Source organism: Kitasatospora sp. NPDC091276 (assembly GCF_040684355.1).
In the GTDB taxonomy this organism is placed as follows: Bacteria; Actinomycetota; Actinomycetes; order Streptomycetales; family Streptomycetaceae; genus Kitasatospora.
Window position 1 is genome coordinate 107010 of record NZ_JBFBFU010000014.1, and the last position, 24651, is coordinate 131660.

General features: G+C 73.8%; 25 protein-coding genes. 13 read left to right on the plus strand and 12 right to left on the minus strand.

Translation table 11 applies throughout. From position 1 onward, the window contains the following. Nucleotides 1–84 precede the first annotated feature (84 nt). On the minus strand, nucleotides 85–1695 hold the full coding sequence (locus AB0O19_RS19450) for an amidohydrolase (RefSeq protein ID WP_363620946.1): 1611 nt from the start codon (nucleotides 1693–1695) through the stop codon (nucleotides 85–87). Nucleotides 1696–1954: 259 nt separating this feature from the next. Between AB0O19_RS19450 and AB0O19_RS19455 the strand changes: the two genes are divergently transcribed. The 5 genes from AB0O19_RS19455 (at nucleotide 1955) to AB0O19_RS19475 (ending at nucleotide 5701) form a co-directional block, all read left to right on the plus strand. Further along, nucleotides 1955–2563 (plus strand): TetR/AcrR family transcriptional regulator C-terminal domain-containing protein, encoded by a 609-nt coding sequence (locus tag AB0O19_RS19455; RefSeq protein ID WP_363585199.1) that lies wholly within the window; start codon nucleotides 1955–1957, stop codon nucleotides 2561–2563. 667 nt (nucleotides 2564–3230) lie between these two features. Beyond that, complete coding sequence (locus tag AB0O19_RS19460; protein WP_063350270.1) at nucleotides 3231–3614, plus strand: hypothetical protein; 384 nt, start codon at nucleotides 3231–3233, stop codon at nucleotides 3612–3614. Nucleotides 3615–3702: 88 nt separating this feature from the next. Beyond that, nucleotides 3703–4755: a hypothetical protein gene (locus AB0O19_RS19465; RefSeq protein WP_363620947.1), complete on the plus strand. Its 1053-nt coding sequence runs from the start codon at nucleotides 3703–3705 to the stop codon at nucleotides 4753–4755. An 82-nt stretch (nucleotides 4756–4837) separates the two neighbouring features. Next, nucleotides 4838–5233 carry a roadblock/LC7 domain-containing protein gene (locus AB0O19_RS19470; RefSeq protein WP_350879110.1) on the plus strand — a complete coding sequence of 132 codons (396 nt, stop codon included), beginning with the start codon at nucleotides 4838–4840 and terminating at the stop codon, nucleotides 5231–5233. Between the two features lie 93 nt (nucleotides 5234–5326). Beyond that, a complete protein-coding gene (locus AB0O19_RS19475; RefSeq protein WP_063350272.1) occupies nucleotides 5327–5701 on the plus strand; it encodes a hypothetical protein in 375 nt (124 codons plus the stop codon). An 87-nt stretch (nucleotides 5702–5788) separates the two neighbouring features. On the opposite strand, the gene AB0O19_RS19480 is transcribed toward AB0O19_RS19475, so the two are convergent. From AB0O19_RS19480 to AB0O19_RS19510, 7 genes are all read right to left on the minus strand, one after another. Then, nucleotides 5789–6205, minus strand: a complete 417-nt coding sequence (locus tag AB0O19_RS19480) for a DUF6188 family protein (protein WP_363620949.1) — start codon at nucleotides 6203–6205, stop codon at nucleotides 5789–5791. A gap of 129 nt (nucleotides 6206–6334) precedes the next feature. Continuing rightward, nucleotides 6335–7462: an NUDIX domain-containing protein gene (locus tag AB0O19_RS19485; RefSeq protein ID WP_363620951.1), complete on the minus strand. Its 1128-nt coding sequence runs from the start codon at nucleotides 7460–7462 to the stop codon at nucleotides 6335–6337. 108 nt (nucleotides 7463–7570) lie between these two features. Then, entirely contained in the window at nucleotides 7571–8452 is an 882-nt protein-coding gene (locus AB0O19_RS19490; protein WP_363620953.1) for an SGNH/GDSL hydrolase family protein, read from the minus strand. After that, nucleotides 8427–9623, minus strand: a complete 1197-nt coding sequence (locus tag AB0O19_RS19495) for a glycosyltransferase (RefSeq protein ID WP_363620955.1) — start codon at nucleotides 9621–9623, stop codon at nucleotides 8427–8429. The genes AB0O19_RS19490 and AB0O19_RS19495 overlap by 26 nt, the downstream gene beginning before the upstream one ends. Next, the gene (locus tag AB0O19_RS19500) at nucleotides 9620–10837 is read right to left on the minus strand and encodes a glycosyltransferase family 1 protein (RefSeq protein WP_363620957.1); all 1218 of its coding nucleotides are present in this window, start codon (nucleotides 10835–10837) and stop codon (nucleotides 9620–9622) included. The genes AB0O19_RS19495 and AB0O19_RS19500 overlap by 4 nt, the downstream gene beginning before the upstream one ends. Nucleotides 10838–10945: 108 nt before the next feature. Further along, nucleotides 10946–11134: a DUF1508 domain-containing protein gene (locus AB0O19_RS19505; RefSeq protein ID WP_063350276.1), complete on the minus strand. Its 189-nt coding sequence runs from the start codon at nucleotides 11132–11134 to the stop codon at nucleotides 10946–10948. 192 nt (nucleotides 11135–11326) lie between these two features. Beyond that, nucleotides 11327–12160: a helix-turn-helix transcriptional regulator gene (locus AB0O19_RS19510; protein WP_363620959.1), complete on the minus strand. Its 834-nt coding sequence runs from the start codon at nucleotides 12158–12160 to the stop codon at nucleotides 11327–11329. A 142-nt stretch (nucleotides 12161–12302) separates the two neighbouring features. Here AB0O19_RS19510 and AB0O19_RS19515 point away from each other — a divergent pair, with 142 nt between their 5' ends. Beyond that, nucleotides 12303–12569, plus strand: coding sequence for an Atu4866 domain-containing protein (locus AB0O19_RS19515; RefSeq protein WP_363620961.1), 267 nt, complete (start codon nucleotides 12303–12305; stop codon nucleotides 12567–12569). Further along, entirely contained in the window at nucleotides 12566–13300 is a 735-nt protein-coding gene (locus AB0O19_RS19520) for an SDR family oxidoreductase (protein WP_363620963.1), read from the plus strand. Before AB0O19_RS19515 ends, AB0O19_RS19520 begins: the two co-directional genes overlap by 4 nt. Nucleotides 13301–13747: 447 nt before the next feature. On the opposite strand, the gene AB0O19_RS19525 is transcribed toward AB0O19_RS19520, so the two are convergent. Then, on the minus strand, nucleotides 13748–15460 hold the full coding sequence (locus tag AB0O19_RS19525) for a protein kinase (RefSeq protein ID WP_363620965.1): 1713 nt from the start codon (nucleotides 15458–15460) through the stop codon (nucleotides 13748–13750). Nucleotides 15461–15601: 141 nt separating this feature from the next. Between AB0O19_RS19525 and AB0O19_RS19530 the strand changes: the two genes are divergently transcribed. Further along, nucleotides 15602–16396 (plus strand): FHA domain-containing protein, encoded by a 795-nt coding sequence (locus AB0O19_RS19530; protein WP_363620967.1) that lies wholly within the window; start codon nucleotides 15602–15604, stop codon nucleotides 16394–16396. Here AB0O19_RS19530 and AB0O19_RS19535 read toward each other — a convergent pair. From AB0O19_RS19535 to AB0O19_RS19545, 3 genes are all read right to left on the minus strand, one after another. Beyond that, nucleotides 16387–16638, minus strand: a complete 252-nt coding sequence (locus AB0O19_RS19535) for a hypothetical protein (RefSeq protein WP_363620969.1) — start codon at nucleotides 16636–16638, stop codon at nucleotides 16387–16389. The genes AB0O19_RS19530 and AB0O19_RS19535 overlap by 10 nt on opposite strands. Before the next feature lie 32 nt (nucleotides 16639–16670). Beyond that, the gene (locus AB0O19_RS19540; protein WP_363620971.1) at nucleotides 16671–19172 is read right to left on the minus strand and encodes an AAA family ATPase; all 2502 of its coding nucleotides are present in this window, start codon (nucleotides 19170–19172) and stop codon (nucleotides 16671–16673) included. A gap of 81 nt (nucleotides 19173–19253) precedes the next feature. Then, a complete protein-coding gene (locus tag AB0O19_RS19545; RefSeq protein WP_363620974.1) occupies nucleotides 19254–19988 on the minus strand; it encodes a Crp/Fnr family transcriptional regulator in 735 nt (244 codons plus the stop codon). A 173-nt stretch (nucleotides 19989–20161) separates the two neighbouring features. Between AB0O19_RS19545 and AB0O19_RS19550 the strand changes: the two genes are divergently transcribed. Genes AB0O19_RS19550 through AB0O19_RS19570 form a run of 5 tightly spaced genes read left to right on the plus strand, consistent with a single transcriptional unit; the run spans nucleotide 20162 to nucleotide 24337 of the window. After that, nucleotides 20162–20905 carry a hypothetical protein gene (locus AB0O19_RS19550; protein WP_363620976.1) on the plus strand — a complete coding sequence of 248 codons (744 nt, stop codon included), beginning with the start codon at nucleotides 20162–20164 and terminating at the stop codon, nucleotides 20903–20905. Nucleotides 20906–20912: 7 nt separating this feature from the next. Then, the gene (locus AB0O19_RS19555) at nucleotides 20913–21329 is read left to right on the plus strand and encodes a hypothetical protein (RefSeq protein ID WP_363620978.1); all 417 of its coding nucleotides are present in this window, start codon (nucleotides 20913–20915) and stop codon (nucleotides 21327–21329) included. Beyond that, on the plus strand, nucleotides 21326–22528 hold the full coding sequence (locus AB0O19_RS19560; protein ID WP_363620980.1) for a protein phosphatase 2C domain-containing protein: 1203 nt from the start codon (nucleotides 21326–21328) through the stop codon (nucleotides 22526–22528). Before AB0O19_RS19555 ends, AB0O19_RS19560 begins: the two co-directional genes overlap by 4 nt. Beyond that, nucleotides 22525–23670 (plus strand): hypothetical protein, encoded by a 1146-nt coding sequence (locus AB0O19_RS19565; RefSeq protein WP_363620982.1) that lies wholly within the window; start codon nucleotides 22525–22527, stop codon nucleotides 23668–23670. Before AB0O19_RS19560 ends, AB0O19_RS19565 begins: the two co-directional genes overlap by 4 nt. Nucleotides 23671–23686: 16 nt before the next feature. Beyond that, nucleotides 23687–24337, plus strand: a complete 651-nt coding sequence (locus tag AB0O19_RS19570) for a VWA domain-containing protein (protein WP_363585981.1) — start codon at nucleotides 23687–23689, stop codon at nucleotides 24335–24337. Nucleotides 24338–24651: the final 314 nt, after the last annotated feature.

The following is a 24651-nucleotide window of genomic DNA, read 5'->3' on the forward strand; positions in this document are numbered from 1 at the left end:
GCGGATCGGGTGCGGGCGGTCGACGGGGAGCGGACGCCGTGGGGGGCGTTCCGGCGGGCGGGGTACGGGGGCCCGCCCTGGGGGTCAGTGCGTGCGTCGGCCGCCGAGCCAGGTCCCGGCCACCGGGACGGCGGCCAGCTCGTCGGCCGGCACCGCGTAGGGGTCGGCCGCCAGGTGCACCAGGTCGGCCCGCATCCCGGGCCGCAGCACGCCCCACTCCGCCTCCTCGAAGGCCTGGTGCGCGACACCCGCCGAGTACGCGGCGAGGGCCTCGGTGAGACCGATCCGCTCCTCGGGCAGCCAGCCGCCGGCCGGCAGGCCGTCCGGGGTCTGCCGGGTGACGGCGGTGGCGAGACCGGCCAGCGGCTCGTACCGGGTGACCGGCCAGTCGCTGCCGAAGGAGACCCGGGCGCCACCGCGCAGCAGCGCGGCGATCTGGTACTGCCGGGCGCCGCGCTCGGGGCCGAGCCGGGGGAGGGTGAGTTCGGTCATCAGCGGGTCGGTCTGGGCCCACAGCGGTTCGAAGTTGGCGATCACGCCGAGTTCGGCGAAGCGGGGCAGGTCGGCCGGGTCGACCAGTTGGACGTGGGCGATCACCGGGCGGCGGGCGCGCAGGCCGTTGCGGCGGGTGGCGGCCTCGACGGCGTCCAGGGCGATCCGGACGCCGTGGTCGCCGATCGCGTGGATGTGCGGCTGGAAGCCGAGCGCGTCGACGGCGGTGACGGCGTCGGCCAGTTCGGCGCCGGTCCAGTTGGCGACGCCGTGGGAGTGCGGGCAGTCGCTGTAGGGCGCCAGCAGGGCGGCCGTCCCGGACTCGACGACGCCGTCGGCGAAGAACTTGACCGCCCGGGCGGTGAGCCGGCCGCGCCCGCCGGCCTCGACCCGCTCCCGGTCGGCGGCCAGGGCGGGGAGCCGTGCGCGCCAGCCGTCCGGTTCGAGCAGCAGGGCGAGCCCGGCCCGGACGGGCAGATCGTGCTCGGCGACGGCGGCGAGCCAGGTGTCGACCTGCGCGGGCTCGATCCAGGCGTCCTGGAGCCAGGTGAGCCCGGCGGCGGCGAGTGCGGCGGTGGTCTCGCGCAGGGCGGCGACCTGTTCGGCGAGCGGGGGCGGCGGGACGAGCGCGAGGACGGGGTTGAGGGCGCCGAACTCGCGCAGGGTGCCGAGCGGGGAGCCGTCCGGGCGGCGGACGATCTCGCCGCCCACGGGGTCGGGCGTGTCCGGCCCGTACCCGGCGCGGCGCAGCGCCTCGCTGTTGGCCCAGCCGGTGTGGTGGTCCATGGTGCGCAGCAGGACGGGCCGGTCGGGGACGGCGGCGTCGAGCAGCCGGGCGTCGAACAGGCCGCCCTCGGCGAGCCACGGATTGACGGCGTCCCCGGTGATCCACTCGGCCTCGGGGTGCCGGGCGGCCCAGGTGCGGACGGCCTCGACGACCTCCTCCAGGCTGGTGCAGTCGCGCACCGGCACGCCGCGCAGCCCGATGGCGCCGAGCAGCGGGTGGAGGTGGCCGTCGCCGAAGGAGGGCAGCAGGGCGCCGCCGGCCAGGTCGACGGTCTCGGTGCGGTCGTCGCGCAGGGCGAGCGCCGCGTCGCCGAGGGCGGTGATCCGCCCGGCGGTGACGGCGAGGGCGTGGGTGGCGGGGTGGGCGGGGTCTCCGGTGTGGATCCGGCCGCCGGTGAAGATCGTGTCGGCACGCATGGGGGAGCGTCCTCTCCGGGTCGTGGCAGGTGACGAGGGCGACCTGCCTAAACCGAATGGGGTTCGGTTACCGTAGGCGCGGCACCGGCGGGTGCGGAAGAGTTTTATTGAAAGCCATTCAGTAACGCTTGGGTAACGATGATCTTGGGGGTTCTCCGGAGGGCTCTCCGGCCCCCGCCCTCCCGGAGATCCTTCGGAAGGCTTCCTGAGGGACTCCCCGAGGGGCCCCGAAGGACTCCCCGAAAGACGAGGAACCGGCATGGCCAGGCCGCGCACACCCCTGCTGGACCGGCAGCGCATCGTCGACACCGCGCTGCGGTTGGTCGACGAGGCGGGCGACCTCACCATCCCCGGCCTCGCCGGCGCCCTCAAGGTCAGCCCCTCCGCGCTCTACCACCACGTCGCCGGCCGGGCCGAGATCGTCGCCCTGATGCGCGCCGAACTCGTCCGCACCATCGGCGAGCAGTCCATGTGGGACCAGCCCTGGGACGCGGCGCTGCGCACCTGGGCGCACGCCTACCGGGACGCCTTCGCCGAACACCCCGGCATCGTCCGCCTGCTCGCCACCGCCCCGCTCGCCGAACCGTTCATGCACGCGCTGTACGAGCGCGCCGTCGCCACCCTGGAGGGCGCGGGCTTCGCCGCACGGGATGTGATGGGCGTGATCACCGCCCTGGAGAGCTTCATCCTCGGCTCCGCCCTCGACCTGGTCGCCCCGGACGTCATGGTCGACGCCGTCGACCGTGACGCCACCCCGCGCCTGGCCGACGCCCTCGATGCCGTCCCCGCCGGCCGCGAACGTGCCGACCGGGCCTTCGAGCTGGGCCTCACCGCCCTGATCGCGGGTTACCGGGCGCTGCTGCCCTGACCGCCCTCCGTGCCGGGGCTGTCGGGGGCGCCGCGCCGGGGTCGGGTCGCCGCGGTTCCGCCGGGTCCGGTCCCGTTCCTCCCTCCGGTTTCTGAGCAGGCGTGATGACCTGCTAATGTTCTTCTCGTCGGGAGGGAAACAACCTCCCGAACAGGCGTCAGCGGTGCTACCAGAGCACGTCCTACTTTCAGTAGGAAGAGTCCGTGCGACCCGGGCCTGGCGCTCCACCCGAAGGGGCTCGTTCCGTCCAGCGGAACGGGCCCCTTCGTCATGCCCGGGGCTCCTTCGTCATGCCCGAGGGCCCCGGCGGCAGTCGGGCGGCGACCCGGTGGTGTAGACCTGCTCGCCCGGTCCTTCTACCGCATGGCGGCGGTCGAAACCCTGCCGTGCGGCCGGTTCTCGGCCAAGCTCCCCTGCCAGGTGGTCGGCGGGTGGCGGTGGACTGCGGGCCGCGACCGTCCCCGGGCCAGCGGGTTCGCCCGGCGGCGGAGGCTGACGCCTCGTCATACCTTGGCCGGAAGTGGACGCTACTGATGTGAATATGCCATTGGAATGTTCGTCATATGGAATCCGGCAGTAGCCTTCCGTGTCGAGCCCGCCACTGCTGGTGGCGGCCCGGCCGTGCCGTGCTGCGCCCGGCTGCCCAGACCCCCTCGAAGGAGCCGGTGTGCCGGGTATCGACGAATGCCTCGCCGGAGCGATGTCGATCTCCGGGGCACGCTCCGCGAGCCTGGTCGACTGGAGCAGCGGACTCGCGCTCGGCAGCCTCGGCGAGTGCCCGACCGGCGACCACGAGACCGCGGCCGCCGAGACAACCGACTTGGTACGGGCGGCCGTTGAGAGCCAGACCTTCACCGGGGCGGAGGACCGGCGGTCGCCGTTGCAGGACGTCATCGTCACCGCCGGCCGCAGCTACCACCTCATCTGCTTCATCGACACCGTCTTCGACAGCCGCCTCGTCCTCCACCTCTGGCTCGACCGTGCCCAGGGCAACCTCGCCGCCGCCCGCTACCGCCTCCAGGCGCTCGCCGAGGAACTGGTGCTGGGGTGAACGGGACGCCCACCGCGGCCATCGGGTTTCGGCCAGCACGCCGGACGGGCCGCCCCCGCCGCCCGCGCTCCACCGGCCGGTGGCCCGGATGACCGCCGCGCCCGCCGCCGTCCGCCCGCCCGCACCGCCGCAGACCCCCGGCGAGGCCCTCGGCCTGCTCGCCGCCCGCCGCGCCACCGGCGCCCTGTGCGGCCCGCTCGGCAGCCTGCACCTCGTCGACGGCCAGGTGGCCCACGCCGACTCCCCGCGCGCGCCCGGCCTGGCCGAACTGCTCACCGGCTGCGGCCGGATCACCCCCGGGCAGTGGGCGGAACTGCTCCGGCTCCACGGCCCGCGCGCCCGGGTCGGTGAGGCCCTGGTCGAACGGCGGCTGCTCACCCGGGGCGAGCTCGAACTCGGCCACCTGGGCACGCTCTTCGACGCCGCGTTCTTCGTCCTCGCCGACCGGACCGGCGGCGTCTGGCGGTTCGAGCCCGACGCCCGGCACTGGCTGGGCCCGGTGGCCACGGTCGACCCCGGCCGGCTGCGCCGCGAGGTCGAGCGCCGGGGCCGGCTGCTGGAACGGATCTGGCCCTGGCCGCAGCTCGACACCGCGCCGGTCCGCCCGGTGGTGCCGGTCCCACGGTCGTCGAACCGCCCGCCCGGCCGTCGCCGACGCGAACTGCTGGACCACGCCGACGGCCGAAGAACCCCGGCGGACCTCGCGCGCCTGCTCGGCCGGTCCGGCTTCGGCGTCACGGCGGACGTCCGCCGCCTGGCCGCTGCCGGGCTGCTCGCCGCTCCGCGGCACGCCGCACCGGCGGCCGCGCCGGCGGTGGCACCGAGCGCTGCGACATCCGTGGTACCCGCGACGCCCGTGGTACCCGCGACGCCCGTGGCACCTGGGGCGCCGAGGCCCGCGGCGCCCGTCGCGGAAGCCGAGGCGCCGGCCCCGGACGCGCCGGCCCCCGCCCGCCCGACGGGAGGCCTGCACCGCCGGGTCCCCGGTGCCACCCTCACCGGCGCCACGCCGTCCGGCCCCGTGGCCCCCACCCACTCCGATCACCCGCCCACCACGGCCACGGCTCACCCGCTGGCCGTCCCCGACCCGGACATCGCGCTGCTGACCCGGGTCCGAACCCTTCTGGAGGCCCGACTTTGAACCACTCTCCACCCGCGACCCCGCCGTCCCGGCCATGAGGCGGGCGCTCAAGCAGCGTGTCGGAAGGAGACAACTGATCGCCTTGGAGACCGAACTGCTCGCCGAGCTCCGCGCCGTCAAGCAGCGCGTCCCGCACCTTGCGGGTGGCCTGGTGGCCAGCGTGGACGGCCTGTTGGTCGCGCACGACACCCACGGGGCGGAACCCTCCGGCCTGGCCGCGATGACGGCGGCCTCGCTGTCGCTGGCCCAGCGGCTCGCCGACACCACCGGCCAGGGCGAGTTCCGCGAGTCGCTGGTGCGCGGCGAGCACGGCTACGTCGCCACCTACGCGGCCGGGGGCAGTTGCGTGCTGGCCCTGCTGGCGCACCCGGACGTCAACGTCGGCCGGCTGCACCTGGAGGCCCGCCGCTCGGCCCAGCGGATCGCCGGGCTGCTCAGCGACAGCCTCCTGCCCAAGGACCCCCGCGACCCGGCCTGACCGGTCTGACCGGTCAGGACCCCGGCCCGACCGCACCTTCCACCCCAGCACCCCAGCACCCCAGCACCCCACCACCGAAAGGGAGTTACCCAGATGACCGACGCAGCCGGCGCGCTCAAGCAGGCCATGACCAGCATCGAGGGCGCCATCGGCGCGGCACTCGTGGACTACAACAGCGGCATGGCGCTCGCCACCCTCGACGGCCCCGGCGGGCTGGACCTCAACGTGGCCGCGGCGGGGAACACGGACGTGGTCCGCGCCAAGATGCGCACCATGGACATGCTCGGCCTACAGGACGGGATCGAGGACATCCTGATCACCCTCAGCAGCCAGTACCACCTGATCCGGCCGCTCGCCGGCCGCACCGGCAAGGGCCTCTTCCTCTACCTGGCGCTGGACAAGGCGCGGGCCAACCTGGCGATGGCCCGCCACCAGCTCACCAGGATCGAGGCCGACCTGGAGGTCTGACAGGCCGGACAGCTCGGACGGGCGGACAGGCGGACAGGCGGACAGGCCGGAGAGTCCGACCGGACGACGCGTCGGCCCGGCGTCGGCTCAGGCCGCGCCGGGCGCCGTCCACCGGACCTCGCCGCCCGGCAGCCCCGCGCACATCGCGCCCTCCGCGGTCTCCACGCTCCACGGCGCGAGCTGCGCGTGCGGCGGGACGGACAGCGCGCCGCCCTCCGCGAAGGCCAGCTCCAGGCCGCCGGCGAGGGTGATCTCGGCGGTGTCGACGGTCCGGCCGACGAGCGCGAGCAGGGTGCCGGTCGGGCGGATGGTCAGCGCCGGAAAGTAGTGTTCGACCTCCGCCGGGGCGGTGAAGGAGGGCGCGGCGAGGCGGAACTCGTGCGCCACCCGGACGGTCACCGGCCCGTCGAGGGTGAGGTCCAGCCGGTCGCCGCCGCTGACCGACGCCACTCGCCGGCCGGCCAGCGCCTCCGTGATCCCGTGCTGCGTGATCCCGTTCTGCATGGGCCCAGTGTGACCCACCCGACCCGGCCCTGTCCGCCCTGCCCGACAGCCCCGTCCGACCAGCCGGTCCCCCCGACTCGCCCTCCTGAACCCTCCTGAACCCTCCTGAGCTCGCCCGCCCGCCCGCCGCTACCCGGCGGCGCGTCCGCGCACCAGCTCGGCCGGCCCGCCCGCCCGCTCCCGCGCGGCCAGCGCGGCGGCCGTCCGGGCCCAGGACGGGCCGGTCAGCAGCGCCCGCGCCTCGGCGGGGCCGCAGAGCCGCCACTCCACCAGCTCCTCCTCCGGCAGCGCGATCGAACCGAGCATCCGCTCCGTCACGGTGCCCCCGTCGAACACGGACACCAGCACGGCGGTGTCCCGCCCGGTCGCCGGGTCGGCCTCCGGGTCGGCGGCCGACCCGGGCTGCCAGTCCAGCGCCAGCAGCCGCCCCGGTTCGACCTCCCAGCCGAGTTCCTCGCGGATCTCGCGCCGGACGGCCGCCCGGGGCAGTTCCCGGTCCGCCTCGATCCCGCCGCCCGGCAGCGTCCAGCGCGGCACCCGGCCGCGCGGCCCGTCCCACGGCCGCAGCCGGACCAGCAGGACCCGCCCGGCGTCGTCGGTGAACAGGGCCCGTGCCTTGGCCCGGATCCGCGGGCGGGTGGCGATGTAGGTGGCCCGGTCCATCGGCGGCTCGTACCCGGGCCCCGCCGCCGGCCCGCCGGGGGCGGGGCCCAGGGCGGTCACCCCGGCCAACCCGGTGTACGCGGGCGGCGGTTCGTCCGCCGGCAGGTGGTCGAGGGTGTGCCCCACGGGCCTGCTGTCCTCCAGCTCCAGCGGACCGGCCGACCGCGGCGCCCGCAGGCAGGCCGTGACCCGGCGGGACAGCAGGGGCGGCAGCGCGTGGCCCGCCTGGTCCGGGGTCAGCCAGGCCCAGCCGCCGACCTCCGCCGCGTCCGGCCGGATCGCCGCGGCCTGTTCGGCGCTGAGCGGCTGCGCCCAGTACAGGTACGCGGCGATCGGCGGCCGGAAGTGGTCGAGCGTCCAGTCGACGCAGGCCAGCGGCCCCAGCCGGGGCGTGAACCCGAGTTCCTCCACCACCTCGCGCAGCGCGGTCTCCCGTGGGGACCGGTCCTGCGGCTCCCACCCGCCGCCCGGGATCGCCACCGGATGCTTCCGGTCGTACGGCAACCGCACCACCAGCACCCGCCCCCGCCCGTCCGGGAACAGCACCCCCGCCGCCGCCAGCAACTCCCGCCCGCTCCCGGATGACGCGTCCACCGCTGCTCCCTCCGTCAGGCCCGGTTCGAAGGCCGTGTCCCCCCGACGACTCGGCGGACCCCTTTCATGGTTCCCCCCACGAGCCGTCCTAGCCGGGCCCTCGCCGCCTCACCCCAGTGACGCGAGGGCCTGCGCCGCCGCGCGGGCCATCTGCTCGTCGTGCCGCCCGTTGGACCCGCGCAGCCGGGCGAGGCCTTCGGCCGCCGCCAGGGCGAGCAGTCCGGGCAGCAGGTCGGTGCTGCGGGCGGCCACCCAGCGGGTGCCCTGGGTGGCCATCCACCACAGGTCGGCGGCCCGGCCGGGTGGGGCCTCGGCGGGGGTGTCGACGGGCGGCGGGCCGAGGGGGTGGCCGGCGGCGGCGAGCAACTCGTGGAACCCGCGGGCGATCAGGTGGTGGCCCTCGGCGCTGGGGTGCAGCCGGTCGACACTGAGCAGCCGGCGCTGCGCGCACCAGGGCAGCTCGGCGATGTGCAGGTGCACCGCCCGGTGCCGGGCGGCGAGGGCGTGTACGACGGTGTTGACGGCCTGCATCCGCCGCGCCAGCGGTCGGGCCAGCGGCGCGGGCAGGCGGAGCAGGGTGCCCGGGTCGGGCAGGCAGGCGGTCAGCAGGACGGCGCCGTGGCTGGAGAGTTCGCCCAGGGTGGCGTCCAGTTCCAGGGTGGTGCGCCGGATGTCGAAGCCCGCCCGCAGGGTGTCGTTGCCGCCGACCACCACGGCCGCGAACCGCGGCCGTAGCGCCAACGCGGAAGGGAGTTGACGATTCGTCAGATCGGTGGTCAGGGCGCCGCTGCACGCCAGGTTGGTGAACTCGACGCCGCCCTCGGGTGCCAGCGACCGGGCCAGGACGGCGGCCCAGCCGCGCCATCCCTCACCGACCGGGTCCCCGACCCCTTCGGTCAGCGAGTCCCCGAGCGCGACGAACCGCACCGGCCCGCCGGTGGCCGGCCGGCCGTCCGCGGACCGGTCACGCCCGGTGCCGAGCACGCTCATCCCAACCCTCCTCCACCGCGCCGGGGTTCCGCACGCCGTGGGCCGCGAGGAACGCGGCCACCGCGGCCGGCCAGCCGTACCGCTCGGCCCGGGCCCGGGCGCCGGCCCGCCGTGCCTGCTCCGGGCGCGCCAGCAACTCCCGTACCGCCGCCGCGAATCCGGCGCCGGTGTCGGCGGCGGCCACCCCGGCCAGGCCGATCAGCCCGGGCAGCGCGGAGGAGCGGCTGACCGCCACCGGTGTCCCGCAGGCCAGCGCCTCCAGCGCGGCGAGCCCGAAGGTCTCCACCGGCCCGGGCGCGAGCACCACGTCCGCGCAGCCCAGCAGCCGGGCCAGTTCCTCCCGCCGGCCCAGGTGCCCGAGGAGGCGCACCGGCAGTCGCAGCCGCTCCGCCCGGGCCGCCAGCCGGTCCCGCAGCGGTCCGGTCCCGGCCACCACCAGGACGGCCGGCAGCCCCCGGGCCCGCAGTGCGGCCAGCGCCTCGACCGCCCGCTCGGGCCGCTTCTCGGCCGAGAGCCGGGAGCAGAGCACCAGGAGTACGTCGTCCGGCCCGCAGTACCGCGCCCGCTCCCGGGCCCGCGCGGCCGGCGGCAGCGGGCGCATCGCGGCCAGGTCCACGCCGAGCGGGGCCCGGGCCAGGTTGGGCGCGCCGATCCGCCGGAACTCCGCCGCCGCCCAGTCGGTGGTGCAGAGCACCGCGTCGTACGTACGGGCCGTCGCCGTGTTGAGCCGGTCGGCGGCCGCGTCGGCGAGCGGGCGGGGAAGCCCCCAGGTGCGCAGCACCCCGACGGCGCTCTCGTGCGACACCATCACCGAGCGGACGCCGTGCCGCCGGGCCCAACTACCGGTCCAGCGCAACGTGGTGCGGTCGGACACCTCCAGTCGGTCGGGTTTCAGCCGGGTCAGTTCGGCGGCCACCGCCCGCCGGTCGGTGAGCATCCGGTAGCCGCCGCTGGCCGGCAGCACCGGCCCGGGCAGGGTGACCACCAGGCCCTGCTCGCCCTCCTCCTCGCTGCGCCGCTCCCCGGGCACGATCAGCACCGGCCGGTGCCCGGCGGCCAGATAGCCGGCACCGAGGTGGCGCAGCGCGGTGCGCAGGCCCCCGGAGACCGGGGTGACGAAGTTCGCGAGCCGCACGATGGTCAGCGGCTCGCGGTCGGCGGTGTCCGTCATGCCGGCAGCTCCTCCACGACGGCGACCGGCTCGACGACCGCCGGGGGAGCGGAAGGGGGAGCCACCGGTGTGCCGCGGTGCTCGGCGAGGACCTCCGCGTAGTGCCGCAGCAGCAGGTCTCCGACCGCCTCCCAGGTCCGCGCGGTCACCTCGGCCCGTCCCGCGCGCCCGTACACGGCCCTCCGCCCGGGGTCGGCGGCCAGTTCCGCCACCGCCCGGGCCACCGCGGCGCCGTCCCGGGGCGGCACCAGCAGGCCCGTCCGGTGGTGCGCGACCAGGTCCAGCGGGCCGCCGGCGGCCGGGCCGATCACCGGCACGCCGCTCGCCATCGCCTCCTGGATGGTCTGGCAGAAGGTCTCCAGCGGGCCGGTGTGCACGAACACGTCCAGGGTCGCGAAACAGCGGGCCAGTTCCTCGCCGGTCCGGCGGCCGAGGAACACCGCGCCGGGCATCGAGGCCCGCAGCCCGGGCCCGGACGGCCCGTCCCCGATCACCACCACCCGCACCCCGGGCAGGGCCGACGCGGCGGCCAGCAGGTCGACCCGCTTCTCGGGCGCCAGCCGCCCGACGTACCCGACCAGCACCTCCCCGCCCGGGGCGAGCGCCCGGTGCAGCGCCTCGTCCCGGTGCCGGGGGTGGAACCGCACCGAGTCCACCCCGCGCGGCCACAGCTGCACCCTGGGTACTCCGTGCGCGGTGAGGTCCTGGGCGGCGGGCGTGGACGGCGCCAGCGTCCGGGCCGCGGCCCGGTGCACGGCCCGGATCCGCCGCCAGGCGGCCGCCTCCCCGAGGCCCCGCCCGGCCCGGTAGGCGTGCGCGTACCCGGCGAGGTCGGTCTGGTAGACGGCCACGGCGGGGACGCCGAGGCGGGCCGCGACCTGCACCCCGCGCGCGCCGAGCACGAACGGGCTGGCCAGGTGCACGATGTCCGGCCGGTGCCCGGCGACGGCGGCCGCCAGCTGCCGGCTCGGCAGCGCGATCCGCACCTGCGGGTACCCGGGCAGCGGCACCGACGGAATGCGCACCACCGGCAGCTCCACCGCTTCGGAGCCGCCGAAGGTGTGCGGCGGGCACGCGGCGCCCCGCGCGGGTGCGGGGGTGACGACGAGTGGCTGGTGGCCCCGGCGGACCAGATGCTCGGCCGTCCGCAGCACGCTGTGGGCGACTCCGTTGACCTCGGGCGGAAAGGATTCGGTGACGATGACGACGCGCATGCCGGTGTTCTGTCCGCGCCCGGCGTGCACCCGGCCAAAGGGATCTGTCGTAGAAGCGAACGCGGGTCGGCGATTTGCATCGCCGACCCGCTCCCGCACCGCGCCGCCTCAGTGCGACCCGGCCGCCTCCTTGAGCTCCGCGTACGGCGCGAGCTTGCGGAGCGACTCGATGCTCCTGAGGCACTCGTCCTTGCTCTCGTGCGGGTCCCCGGTGACGATGACCGTCCCGTTGCTCGCCTTGAGCCGGAAGCGGTGCATCCCGCTCTCGTCCTTGTACAGCTCGAATTTCCCGGCCATGCCAGTGACAGCCTTTCGCTCGATGGCCCCCTGGCACCGGACCGTAGGGCCAAATCCTCTGTGATGCTCGCTAGTTGACCCAGTCTGGTGGCGACCATTCGAGTTACGGAGTCACGGAGAGTGAAGTGTGGCGCCGTGGTCATCAGGCGAGTTGATCATTGCGCGCTCAACGCAGCTGACCGTCCTCACCGTTTACCCGGCGCCCCGGTTCAAGGTGGCGCGCAGGGACCCAAGCAGGCTGAGGGCCTGCGCGCTGGAACCGCCGGGCTCCGCCTGGTAGACGATCAGCTGCTGGCCGGGAGCATCGCGCACGTCGAAGGCCTGGTAGGTGAGGGTCAGCTGGCCGACGTCCGGGTGGAGGAGGTGCTTGGCCTCCTGGGTCTTGCCGCGCACCGCGTGGGCGTTCCACAGACGGGTGAAGTCCGTGCTGTGACCGGTGAGGGTGCGGACGAGCTCCCGCAGCCGGGGGCTGTCCGGGTCGAGCCCGGCCGCCTGCCGCAGGTGGCCCACGACGGCCTGGGCCGTGTGGCCCCACCGTTCGTAGAACTGCCGGCCCGCCGGGTCGAGGAAGGCCATCCGGGCGAGGTTGTCCATCCGCTCGAAGGGTGAGTGCAGGGCCTCGGCCAGGGCATTGGCCGCCAGGACGTCCAAAGTCCGGTTGATGACGAACGCCGGGGCGGCCGGGTAGCCGTCCAGCAACTGGCGCAGGGCGGGGCCGACCCGGTCCGTGGTGTGGGCGAACCGGCTGCTCGGTATCGTCCCCGCCAACTGGTGCAGGTGCGCGTGCCCATCCGAGTCAAGCCGCAGGGCGCGGCCGAGCGCGTCGAGGACCTGGGCCGATGGGTGGCGTTCCCGCCCCTGTTCCAGGCGGGTGTAGTAGTCCGCGTTCACCCCGGCCAGGACGGCGACCTCCTCCCGGCGCAGTCCGGCGACCCTGCGTACCCCGTGGCTCGCCACGCCGGCGTCCTGCGGCAGCAGGGCCGCACGGCGTGCGCGCAGGAACTCTCCCAGGTGGTTGTCGGTCACGCCCTCACCCTAGGCCGCGCCGGCGGTGCCTTGCCTGGGTGCACCGCACCCAGGCAAGGCACGTCCTGGCCGGTCACCCGCGTCCCGCCCAGACTCGGTCTGGCGGAACGGATCCGCATCCATCGACGAAGGGAGTCCGTCCTTGACGGGCAGTACCGAGGAGGGCCGGGCCGACGTGGTCGGCTTGTGGGTGACGGCGGACGGTCACATCCGTCGGGAACTACGGGCGGACGGCCGATACGACGAGGCCCGCGGCCACCGCCGCAGCGCCTACACGGGCCGCTACACGGTCACCGGCCATCACATCGACTACGTCGACGACACCGGGTTCACCGCCACGGGTGACATCCGAGACGGAGTCCTCCACCACGAACACCTCGTGCTCCACCGGGAGGAGAAGCAGGCATGACGCAGACACCCAAGGTCGTACTGGTCACCGGAGCAAGCAGCGGGATCGGCGAGGCCACCGCGCGCAGCCTCGCCGCCGACGGCCACCACCTGTTCCTCGGCGCGCGGCGCACCGACCGCCTCGACGCGCTCACCGGCGAACTCACCGCCGCAGGCGGCACCGCGGCGTTCCGGCGTCTCGACGTCACGGACGCCGCCGACGTCCAGGCCTTCGTGTCCGCCGCCCGTGAGCGCTACGGCCGGGTCGACGTCCTGGTCAACAACGCCGGAGTCATGCCGCTCTCGCCCCTGGAGGCCCTGAGGACGGACGAGTGGGACCGCATGATCGACGTGAACCTGCGGGGAGTCCTGCACGGCATCGCCGCCGCACTGCCCGTGATGCGGGCCCAGGGCGGCGGGCACTTCGTGAACATCGCGTCCGTCGGCGCGTACGAGGTCTCTCCCACCGCCGCCGTCTACTGCGCCACCAAGTTCGCCGTCCGCGCGATCTCCGAAGGGCTGCGCCAGGAGTCCGCCGGAGACATCCGGGTCACCCTCGTCTCTCCAGGCGTGACCGAGTCCGAACTCGCCGAAGGCATCTCCGACCCCACCGCCAGGAAGGCCATGAGGGCGTACCGCGCAGTGGCACTGCCCGCCTCCGCCGTCGCGGAGGCCATCGCCTACGCCGTGTCCCAGCCCCGGCAGGTCGACGTCAACGAGCTCGTCGTCCGCCCCGCGGCGAGCGCCCAGTGACCGCCCACGGGTTCCCGTCGGTCACGGTGCCCCGCTCGCCCCCTGGTCAGGTGGCCGCCCCGCCCGGCTGGTGACCGCCGACGCCACCGGTCTCCAGGCGAGCCGGCAGGTCGCTGGACCACGAGGCTCAGATCGGCCGACGGGGACGATATGACCGACGATGATCTGCTGACGGCCCTGCACGGGTGGTGGCCTCTACAGCTGGAGTTCCGACCGTCCGGTGAAGCCTCTTCGGACAGTGGGATCACCGCTGGTGCGTCGTTCGGCCGTATGCCGGTCGTCGGAGTGACCCCGACGGCATCTGCGGATGCCGGCGAGAACTTACGAAGCAGGTGTCGGCGGTTCGAAAGCGTCCGCGCCCACCCCGTGAACAGCTGAGACGCGTACTGCGGCCCAGGTCAGGAGCATGATCCCGCCCCGGGCCGCAGTCGTTCCGGCAGCCTCGTTTCACCGGCGGACCGGGGTGGTGCCGTTCATGCCGAAGCGAGCGGAGCACTGCTCGCCGGACCGGTTGTTCGCGTTCCAGACGCAGATCCACATCGTGTAGCCGATGTCTGGGACGAAGCTCGTCTTCGCGGCGCCCAAGGAGGCGCGGAAGGTGTACGTGATGCCGTCGCTGCGGGCGAGCTCGGCGACGCAGGTTTGGGCCAGGGAGGTGTTGAGCACGCCCGCGAGCGAGCCGGAGCCGTTGTCGTCCAGCCAGGCGGAACAGGCGGCGTCGGGGCCGAACCAACTGGTGTCCGCCTCGGAGCCCTTGACCTGTGCCGGGTCGTCGCTGCCGTTGATGCCGCTGATCGATGACGAGGTGGGGCTGGGGGCAGCCGCTGAGGGTGCGGCGGGGGCCGTGCCCGGTGGGGTGGCCGTGCCAGGTGGGGTGGTCGGGGGCTGGGTAGCGGGTTTGGCGGTGGCGAAGGTCGAGGGCCGCAGGCTCGGGGAGGGTGTCCGCGTGGTGCCGGCCGGGACGGTTGAAGGCGGGGGAGAGGGTGTGGCGGTGGCGGTGGCGGAGATCGAGGTGCTCGGGCTCGCGGAGGGCCCGGGCGTCGCCCCGGCCAAGGGCTCGACGGCGACCGGCACGCCGCTGGACTCCTGCGCGTTGTGGTGCTGCGGGGAGGTGGACGGGCTGAGGGCGAACACCGCGACCGCGCCGAGGGCGGTCGCCGCGGCGATCGGCAACAGGAACAGGTGCTTGCGCGGGCGGCGAGGTGATGCCAGGGGTGCGGGCCCGACGTCAGGCTTCGGGTCCGTGCTCGTATCCGGTGGCGGGACGGTCTCCAGCTTGCCGACCGGCGTTTCGGCGAAGGCACGTCGAGCGTCGATGCGTGACATGACCTCAGGCGGCCAGGACGGGGGAGGAGCGAGCCGGTGCGTGCGCGCCGCCAGGACGATCTCGTCGGCGGTGGGGCGCGCTCCGGGGTCGGTGGCGAGACAGGGCCCGAGGAGGGCGGCGAGGTCGGCGTCCACGGCGCGCAGCGGCTCCACGTCGGAGGCGGCGCCGGGTGTGCGACCCGAGGCGGCGTAGAGCAGGAGCGCCGCGAGCGAGTAGACGTCCGCGGGCGCTGCCACGTCCTCGTCCCCGGCCTGCTGCTCCGGTGCCGAGAAGCCCTGTGTTCCGTAGCTGCCACCGATCCCGGTGAGCCTCGCCTGGTCCGCGGCGCGCGCGATGCCGAAGTCGATCAGCTTCACGCCGTCGCGCACCAGCATGACGTTGGCGGGCTTGATGTCGCGGTGCGCGATCTCGGACGCGTGCACGGACCGCAGTTGAGCGGCTGTCTCGGCCAGCAGCAGCCACAGCGCCTCGGCGGGCAGCGGGCCGTGCAGCCGGACCGCCTCGTTCACCGTGAGCCCGGGGACGTACTCGGTGGCGAACCACGGGCGTTCCGGAGTGGCGTCGCTCGCCAGCACCCGCGGTCCGACTCCGAGCGGCACACGGTAGAGGATGCCGACCTCTCGGTCGAAGCGCTCGCTGGGGACCAGCCGCGGCCGGACGAGCTTGACAGCGGCGTAGCCCCTGTCCGAGACCCCGAGGTAGACCTCGCCCATGCCGCCGGTGCCGAGCAGGCCGATGATGCTGAAACGGCCGATCTCCTGCGGATCGCCCGGACCGAGTGGTTCGGCGACCATGCTGTCGATCGCGGCAGCCCGCCGACTGATCTCGCTCACGGCGGGCAGGCTATCGAGCAAGTCCACTCCGGACAAGCGGAGTTGGCGGTTCCGCAGGCTCGACACGCCGCATGCCCGCAGGAGGACTGGTCCTCTCGGTGCGCTCATACACTGGCGCGAGCCGAAGCGGAGGTATGCGAGATGGCGTACGAGAACTTCCCACCTCAGATGCTGCCGCCGGGCAGTCCTTCCGGCAGGGTGCCCTCGGCGCCACCGGGGACGATCTTCGTGCTCGGCCCGGAGGGCGGGTACGCCGTGCCGCCGCGCCGGTACACCCTGCTGTTCGGGCGCGACCGCGAGGACGTGCACGTACCGGTCGGTGTCGACGACCCGACCGTCAGCCGTCGGCACGGCGTCTTCACCCGCGCCGGCACCGATGGCGACTGGTGGCTGGTCAACACCGGCAGTCTGCCGATCGAATTGCCCGACGGCGTGCTGATGCTCACCAGCCACAAGCGGATCATCGGGCCCGGGTACACCCCGCTGGTGATCAACTCGTCCAAGCGGCGGTCCCACCTGGTGGAGGTCCGCGTCGTGGACGGGGATGACCTGCACCCCCGTTCCACGAGCAACGCCGATACCGCGGCCCCCGAGACGGTCTACCTGCTCTCCCTGCAGGAGCGGCTGGTGCTCACCGCACTCGCCCGGCGCTACCTGGAGGGCCAGGACGCCTTCCCGCTCCCGTCGGCCTGGGAGGAGACCGCCCGGCTGGTCAACGCCTCGCCCCACGCGACCAAGTCCTGGACCCACAAGTCGGTCGCCAACACGGTCGAGGACGTGCGCGAACGGCTGCGCCGGCGGGGCGTGCGCGGACTGACGCGCGACGAGGTCGGCGAGCCGGTCGGCTCGACGCTCAGCGTCAACCTGATCAGGGAACTGCTGAAGACGGCGACGCTGAACGCCCAGGACCTGGAGTTGCTGGCCGATCAGGGCTGAGGCGTTTCTCGGGCCTCCGGCTCGGGCGCGGCTTCGGCGTTGTGGTTGTAGGTGACGTGCATGGTGCCGTGTTCCACGGCGAAGACGGCTGCCTGGTCCTCGGCCGAGTTCTGCTGGCGCGGTTGGGGCTGCGGCTGCTCGGGGTGGTGCGTCGTGTTCGTCACGTGGTTGTTGTCGCCCACGATGAAGGTGCCGGAGACGTCTCCGGCGTGGATGGTGCCGGGGGTGGATTCCGCAGGCATGGTCGGCCTTTCCTGGTCGGTCTTGTGGCGGATTACCAGGCGATGCAGTGGATCGCCAGACTCTGCCAGGCCGAGTTGTATGCCGAAGCCTGGCTGGCCGTGTTGTAGCCGGTGGTGAGATCGTTCCGAGCCGCGCGGAACTGGTTCTCCTCCTGCTGGCTAGCGGTCAGAAGGCCCTTGAGGTCGGATACCACGGATCCGTCCCGCGCTTGCGAGAGGGCTCCCCGCAACGTGGACTCGCTGGCGCGCAGGTCTTTGAGGATGATGTCGATACGGGATTTCACCGTGCTGTCGTCGGGAACGGTGGAGGTCCGTCGAGAGTTGTACGCGGCTACGGCGTTGTTGTACGAGTCGAAGGCGCTGTGAACGGCGGTCAGGTCGGCGTTGTGCTGCCGGGTCTCTTTTCCCAACTCCGGTACCACCGTTGCGCACACGGGATCGACGGGGTCCGGTGTGACGACGGGGGCAGGGACCGGCGGCTTGGGGGTGTAGACCTTCGGAGACGGGGCCGGCGGGGCGGGAGTGTAGACCGGCGGGGCGGGGGTGTAGACCCTCGGAGGCGGGGCCGGCGAGTAGGTGGGCTGGGCCGGCTCAGCCAGGTTCGACTGGTTCTGGGTGTAGACCATGGCGCCCACACCGAGTACGGCTGAGGCGCCGACCACGCAGGCGACGACGAGGGCTGCTCCGCCCTTGGCGGCCGCTGCGCCGGCGGTGGTGGCCGCGTGGCCCGTGCTGGACGTGGTGGTGGCGCTCGCGGCGTGCGTCGGCTGGGCGGCGGAGTGGTGCGCCCCCGAGAGGTCGATTCGGTGCGGCGCCGCCTGCGAGGGGGAGTGTGCGCCGGCCACATGGCCCCCGGCCGGGGGCTGCGGAGCGGAGTGGGACAGGTCGATCACCTGCGGTGTACCCGGCGGGTGCACGGGCGCCGGAGCGCCGGAGGCGGGGAGGGGGTGGGTGACGGTCGGTGGTTGGACGACCGGGTGGGTGACCGTCGGCGGGCTGACCGCCGGCTGCGTGATCAGCGGGGACTGGCCGACGGCGTGTGCCGTGGTGGCCGGATCGATCGGCGGCACGGTGGTGATCGCCGTCGTGGCGGCCTGGTGGGCCACCGAGTGCGCCTGCAGGGCGGCGAGTTCCTGCCAGAGCACCCCCGCCTCCAGCACCAGGGCCGTCGTCAGTGCCGCCCGGCCGATCGCCTTGCGGCGGGTGCGCGCCTCCCCCAGGAAGAACTCCTCGCCCGCGCGGTCTCCCGCGCTCTTCGCGGCGGCCCAGCCGGCTCCGAGGAGGCTGCCCCACGCGTCGAACTGCCGGGAGAGCGCCAGTTTCGGCGAGGCGGCGCGGGCCAACTCCACGCCGAGCTGCGCCTGTCCGCTCCTTTCCGCTCCCAGCACCGCGACGTCCAGGGCCTGGAAGTGGGCCGCGACCTCGTCCGGGGTGGTCTCCCGCGACTCGACCCACGTGGTGAGCGCCCGGCAGAGCGGCGCGGCGGGGAACTGCGTCATCCGGCTCTTGAGCACGCACTCGGCGACGTCCGGCGGACACCCGTAGCCGGTTTCCGAGGCGACCAGCAGGCCGTGCCGCACCAGTTCGCCGGCGAGCGCGTCGCTGTCCGTCCGGCCGAGCAGGGCGTCGAGCTGCCGGGCGGCCAACTCGGCGCCCGACAGCGAGCCGAGCAGGTACAGCAGGTCGCGCTCCTCCGGCCGGAGCCTGTTGAGCAGCGCGGGAAGGAGCGCGGGGAGGTCGGCGATGCCCGGCAGGCCCTTGCCGGTCGCGGCCGACAGGGCGATGCGCCGCAGGCGGAGCGGATTGCCGTGCAGGGCGTCGCACAGCGCCGTCACGGTCCGCGCTTCGTCCGGCCGCAGCGCGCGGGCCAGGACCGTCTGCACCAGGACCACCCCTGCCGGGGCCGTCAGTCCGTCGAGTCGGATCGGGTGGACGCCGGTGACCGACGACCGGCGCTGCGAGGTGAAGACGAACGTGGAGTGCTCGGCCAGGTCGAAGAGCCGGTGCAGGTCCTTCTCGTCGAGCCCCGCGTCGTCCAGGTAGATCCGCAGCCGCAGGGTCTTCAGGTGCTCCTTCAACACCTCCAGTGACGGCTTGTAGTTCGGCGCGTCGAAGCTGATGTCGAAGATCGCCTGCGCGAGGTCGTCGGCCGTCCGTCCGCCGGCTTCGATGTAGGCCGCGCCTTCGGGCCCGCGTGGCAGGGTGCGGGCGAGGTGGCGCAGCAGCGCACTCTTGCCGACCCCGGAGGCGCCCCAGATCTGCACCAACTGGCGTGCTCCGATGGCTTGTTGCAGTGCCTGGAGCTCCCGCTCCCGGCCGATCAGCGGATCGGCGGCGGAACGCGGCAGGTGGGAGATCGGCTGACGCTTGACCGGGTTCGGCGGAGGCCCCGCGTTCACGGTGATGGCCGAACCGTGTCCGGTGGTGATGTTCAGGTTGGTCACGGTGTTCCGGTTGCCGACGATCATCGTTCCGGACACGTCGCCCGCCCGGATGCGCGCGGAGCCGTCCGGAGCACCGTTGTTCTCTGGCATCTGTTTCTCCGGTCCTCTCCAACGCTCGGGTCCCGGCACTCGGTCATGCTGGCGCCGACCCGTCGTCGGAACCCGGCGCTTTTACCTGTTTGGTGAGATCGCCCGCGAACCGGCCGGTTCGGTCGCGGCGGCGATCCGGGCGAGGTGATCCAGGTCGAGGATCGTGATCCTGCGGTAGCCCGTGACGACCGCGCCCGACTCCCGCAGGGCCCGCAGGGCCTTGTGGATCGACGACTCCGCGGCGCCGACCAGTGTGGCCATCTCCGGCTGTGACAGCGGGAGATGGGCTTCGTTGCGGCCGGGGCGCCCGTAGGTGACGGCGAGGTGGTGCAGGATCCTGGCCAGCCGCCCGAGCACGTCGCAACCGGTGAAGTCGACGATCCGGCTGGTCGCCGTGCGCAGCTTGGCCACCACGCTCGCGTTCAGTGCGAGCCCGATGGCGGGGTGCTGCTTCGTGCACGCCAGCAGTTCGGTGGGCAGGATGTAGCGGGCCAGCACCCGGCCGCAGGCGGTCACGGTGCCGATGCGCGGCTGACCGTCGATCCCGGCGAACTCCCCGACGAGGTCCCCGGCCATCCGTACGGCCAGCAGCGCGTCCCGACCGTCCTGTGCGTGCGCGGTGACCTTCACCGTTCCGCCGATCAGGAGCAGCGAGAAGTCCGAGGTGTCGGCCTCGCGGATGGTGATCTGACCGGCCGGGTAGACCACGCCGTGGCCGAGCCCCAGCAGGACTCGGCGATCGGCCTCGCCGACCCGGCCGAGCAGCCCGGTCGTCGGCCAGTAGGCCCCGGCCCCGCGCATCCGTGTGTTGCTCATCGGTCACTCCTCCTCCTCGTCCGGCCGAAGCCGGACAAGCCGTATTAGTAGCCGGTTTACCCGAGGACCCCTCCCCTACGTTCTGGTTAACCATCGTGTCGGCACCGGGAATTCGGTGCCGACGGCAGATCGATCTTCGAACTGCCGGCCCTCGTCGTGATCGCGGAGGGAATGTGAATCCGAGGTACGAGTACCGAGCTCTGCTGGCGTGCGACATCGCGGGTTCCGCGGGCCGCGGTCAGCAGCGGTTGCAGGAGATCCGCGGTGTGCTGCGGTCCGCGCTGTTCGGCGCCCTCGGCGTCGCGGAGCTGGACCGGCGGGACTTCGCGTACGTGGACACCGGCGACGGCTGCCGGCTCGTCGCCCCGGCCGGGTTGCCCAAGGCCGGACTGCTGGTCCCGCTGCTGCCGGAGCTGGGCTCGCGGATCCGCGAGCACAACCGGCACGCCGGCCCGGACGCCCTGCTGCGGGTACGGGCCGCCGCGCACGCGGGGGAGGTCCGGGTCGATCCGGACGGCACCGTCTCCGGCACCCCGTTCGAGGCGCTCGCCCGGCTGCTCGACTCGCCCCCGCTGCGGCATGCGGCCCTGGACGGTCCGGACGGCACCCCGGTGGCCGCGATGCTGTCGCAGCACTACTACGAGGAGACGGTCGGGCACGGCTACGAGGGGCTCGAAGCCGGCGCCTTCACCGCGGCCGAGGTCCGGGTCAAGGAGTACGCCGCACGGGCCTGGCTCTGGTACCCGGGCAGCCCGGTCGGGCCGCACGGCGGTCCCGGCCCGGAGTCCGGCTCCCGCGAGCGGCCTGCGGAAGCCGAGCCGCCGTCAGTGAAGCAACTCGTCCGAGCCACGGGGAACGGCACGGTCTTCGCCGTCGGCGAAGGTGACCAGTGCATCCACTACAACGAACGGGGCTGAAGCGCCGATGAACCAGGAACTCGCCGAGCTGGCCGCGAGCGGAGCCACCGCTCTGGTGTCCGCGATGGGCACCGATCTGTGGAACGAGGCGAGGCGACTGATGAGCGGCGTCATCGCCCGGGCCCACGGCAGCCGCCGCCGGGAACTGTCCGCCGCGCTGGAGCGGGGGTCGACCGCCACGAGGGGAGCGGTCGACGCCGCGGCCGTGGACTTCTGGACCGAGGCCCTGTTCCAGTTGCTGGACCGGAACCCGGCTCTGGCCCAGGACGTCATAGCTCTGGCGACGCTGCGGACCGAGCAACGGCCGGACGTCGTGGTCCAGGTCAACTCCGCCACCGGTTCCGGCGAGGTGTTCGCGGTGCAGCACGGTGACCAGCACTTCGCCTCCGGGCTGAGGTCCCGTGATCGTGAGGAACGGCCGTGAGCGGGGGCGACGGCCGGCGGGACGGCCTGACGGACGGCTGGGTGCGGGCGGGGCTGCTCGCAGCCGTCGTCATCGGGGCCTGCGCCGAGGTCGGCACGCCGCACCGGCACTACGGCTGGCTGGTGGACGCGTTCGCCCTCGCGGCGGTGGGCGTCGTCGGCGCGGCGGCCGCACTGGGGTCCGAGGCCGCCGCGACGCCCGCCCGGCAGCGGGACCGGCCCGAACGGGGGCCCCGGCCCGACGCGACGGCGCCGGTCTGCCGCTTCGTCGCGGCACCGGCGGTGTCGACGGCTCAGCCAGGCAGGCCCCGGCCGTTCCTGCGCGAGAGGCCGACCGACCTGAGCGTGCCCCGCTTCGGCGAAGGCGCGCGGGCACAGGGCTATCCCTGGATGCTGCCGGAGCGCACGGTGCAGAACGGCATCGCCGCCGACGAAGCCACGGTCGGTGCCCTCACCATCCGCGCCGCCTCCGTCGTCGGGCCCGGCCACCGCTGCGGCCGGCCCGCCGAGCCGCGACAGGACTCCTACCGGATCGGGCGGAGCCCGGACAGCCGGTACGCGATCGTGGCCGTGGCCGACGGCCTGTCCAGCGCGGCCTGGTCCGACGTCGGGGCCACCGCGGCCTCCAGCCAGGCCGTCACCCTGCTGCGCGAGCAGATCGAGGCGGTCGGCTTCGACCGGCTCGACGTCAAGGCGCTGTACGGGCGGGTCGCGGAATCGATCGCCGCGCACGCGGCCGGACGCGGCGTCGGCACCTCGCACCTGGCGACCGTGCTGATCACCGCGGTGATCGCCGAGCCGGACGCGAACGGCGTGGCGCGGGCATGGGTCGGCTGGCTCGGTGACAGTTCGGCCTGGACACTCGACCCGCGCGTCCCGCTGTGGCGGTTCTCCGCCGGCGAAGCCAAGGACCGCGCGGCCGTGGTGGTCTCCAACGAGGTCGCCGGCCGACTGCCGGACACGCCGCACCTGGCCGTGGACGGTTACGTCACCCTGGCGTCCGGTGCCGCCCTCGCCCTGGTCACGGACGGGATCGGCGACGCGTGGGCGGACCGGGCGGGCAACGTCAACGAGTACTTCGCGAACGCCTGGCGCTCGCCGGTCCCGGCCACCCGGTTCACCGCCGACGTGGGCTTCGACGCACCGCAGTGCCTCGACGACCGCACCGCCGTCGTGGTGTGGAACGGCAGCGGGACATGACCGACTCCGATCCCGTCGCCGGCGAAGACGCCCCGGCGGTGGACCCGCGGGGCTGGGCGTTGCCGAGGACCGTGGGCCTCGGCGATCTCGGACCGCTCGCCGAGCCGATCTCCGAACACAACGGCCAGGCCGTCGCCGTACGGCCGCTGACGGGCCATCCGGGCTGGCTGGCCAAGCTCTACCGGCCCGGCCCGCACCAGGAGGACGGCCGCCGGATCGACCTGCTGATCTCGGCTCCGGACACGCTGCCGGAGGCGGAGCGGGCGACCCTGTACGCCGGGACGTGCTGGCCCGCGGCCCGGATCCGCGAGCCCGGCAACCCGGCCGTCGGGTGCGTGATCCCGGTGGCGCCCGAGCAGTACCGTTCCGAGCTGCGGCGCGGCAAGTTCAGCGAGCGCCGGTTCCTGGAGATCGACTGGCTGGCGAAGTCCGACGAGTCGATCCGGGGCGTCGGCCTGCCCTGTCCCGGATTCGAGGGCCGACTGGCTGCCTGCCGTCAACTGACGGAGCTCGCCGCGATCCTGGAGGGCCTGGGCCTGGTCTACTCGGACTGGTCGTTCTCCAACGCCTTCTGGAGCCCGGAGGGGCGTTCCGTCTACCTGATCGACGTCGACGGCTGCCAGCCGAAGAAGATGCCCGACATCCACCAGCCGAACTGGGCCGACCCGCTCACGCCGCCGGGCTCCGACGCGGACCAGTACACCGACCGCTACCGGCTCGCCCTGCTCGTCGCCAAGTGCCTGACCGGCCGGCGCGACGCGAGCACCTTCCACGGCGTCGCCGCGTCCCACTGGCTGAACCAGCCCGCCGTGTCCGAGGTCCTGCTGGACATGCTGCTCGCGACCGACCGGGAGCGACGGCCCGCGGCCGCCCAGTTGAACCAGGCGCTGAACAACGGGCCCTACCTCAGGGCCGTGCCGCGTCCGACACGTACGCCGCTGCCCCAACTGCCCCCGAAGCAGCCGACGGTGGTGCTTCCGCGGCCCGCGCCGCACGCGATCCCGGAGCCCCCCACCGTCACCGTCACCCGCATCAGCACGGTCGAGGAGAAGAAGAAGCCCGCGACCGGCTCGTCCACCAAGTGGATCTGGGTGCTCGCCTTCGTCGTGATCCTGGTCGTCATCATCGCCTCCAACCACTAGCTCAGAGGTGCACACGATGTCACTCTGCCTGCCCACCTACGTGGTGATCGACGCCTCCTCGTCGATGAAGCCGCACGAGGCGGTGCTCAACGCGACCCTCTCGCGTCTGCACTACAACCTGGCGACGAATCCGCGCGTCTCGGAGTTCGCCAGGGTCAGCGTGGTCGCCTTCTCCACCGACGTGCACGTGGTGATCCCGATGTCGGACATGGAGCAGGTCCCGAGCATGCCCGAAGTGATCTGCGGCGGGGGCACCGAGTACGGCAAGGCCTTCGACCAGTTGCGGCAGAGCATCGAACAGGACGTGAGCAGCCTGCGGGCACAGCAGTACAGCGTGCTGCGGCCGGCGATCTTCTTCCTGACCGACGGCGCCCCGACCGACGCGAAGTGGCGGGACTCCTTCCGCGCGCTGGTGGACCGGAACTGGCCGCGCCACCCGCACGTGATTGCCTACGGCTTCGGCGCCGCCAGGCGCGACGTGCTGAAGGAGGTGGCGACCAAGGCGCTGTTCATCGCCGACGGTTCGGACACCGAGTCGGCGCTGAGCGGGGCGATCACCGGCCTGCTCAACACCCTGATCGCCTCCTCGCAAACCGGTCAGATGCACATCGCCACCGACGTCAAGGGCTTCGAGTACGTGCAGGTCGCCCAGGAATACGTGGACTGAGCGTGGACACCGACCCGCGAACCACGGCGCCCCGGGCGCTGCGGGCCTCCGCAGGGCTGTCCGTGCTGGCCGCGGTGCTGCTCGCCTGCGGCGGCGTGGTCGAGGTGGCGGGCCATCTCGGCGGCCCCTCGACGAACGAGGGCGGAGGCGCCTCGTACCCGGCGACGCCGGTGCCGGTACAACCGACCCCGACCCCTGAGGCCCCCTCGCCCGCCGCGGTGCCGTCGCCGAGTTGCCCGCTCTCGGCCTCACCCACCCAGCTGCCCGAGCCGACGACCACCCCCACCGCACCGGTGTCTCCTTCGGAGCATCCT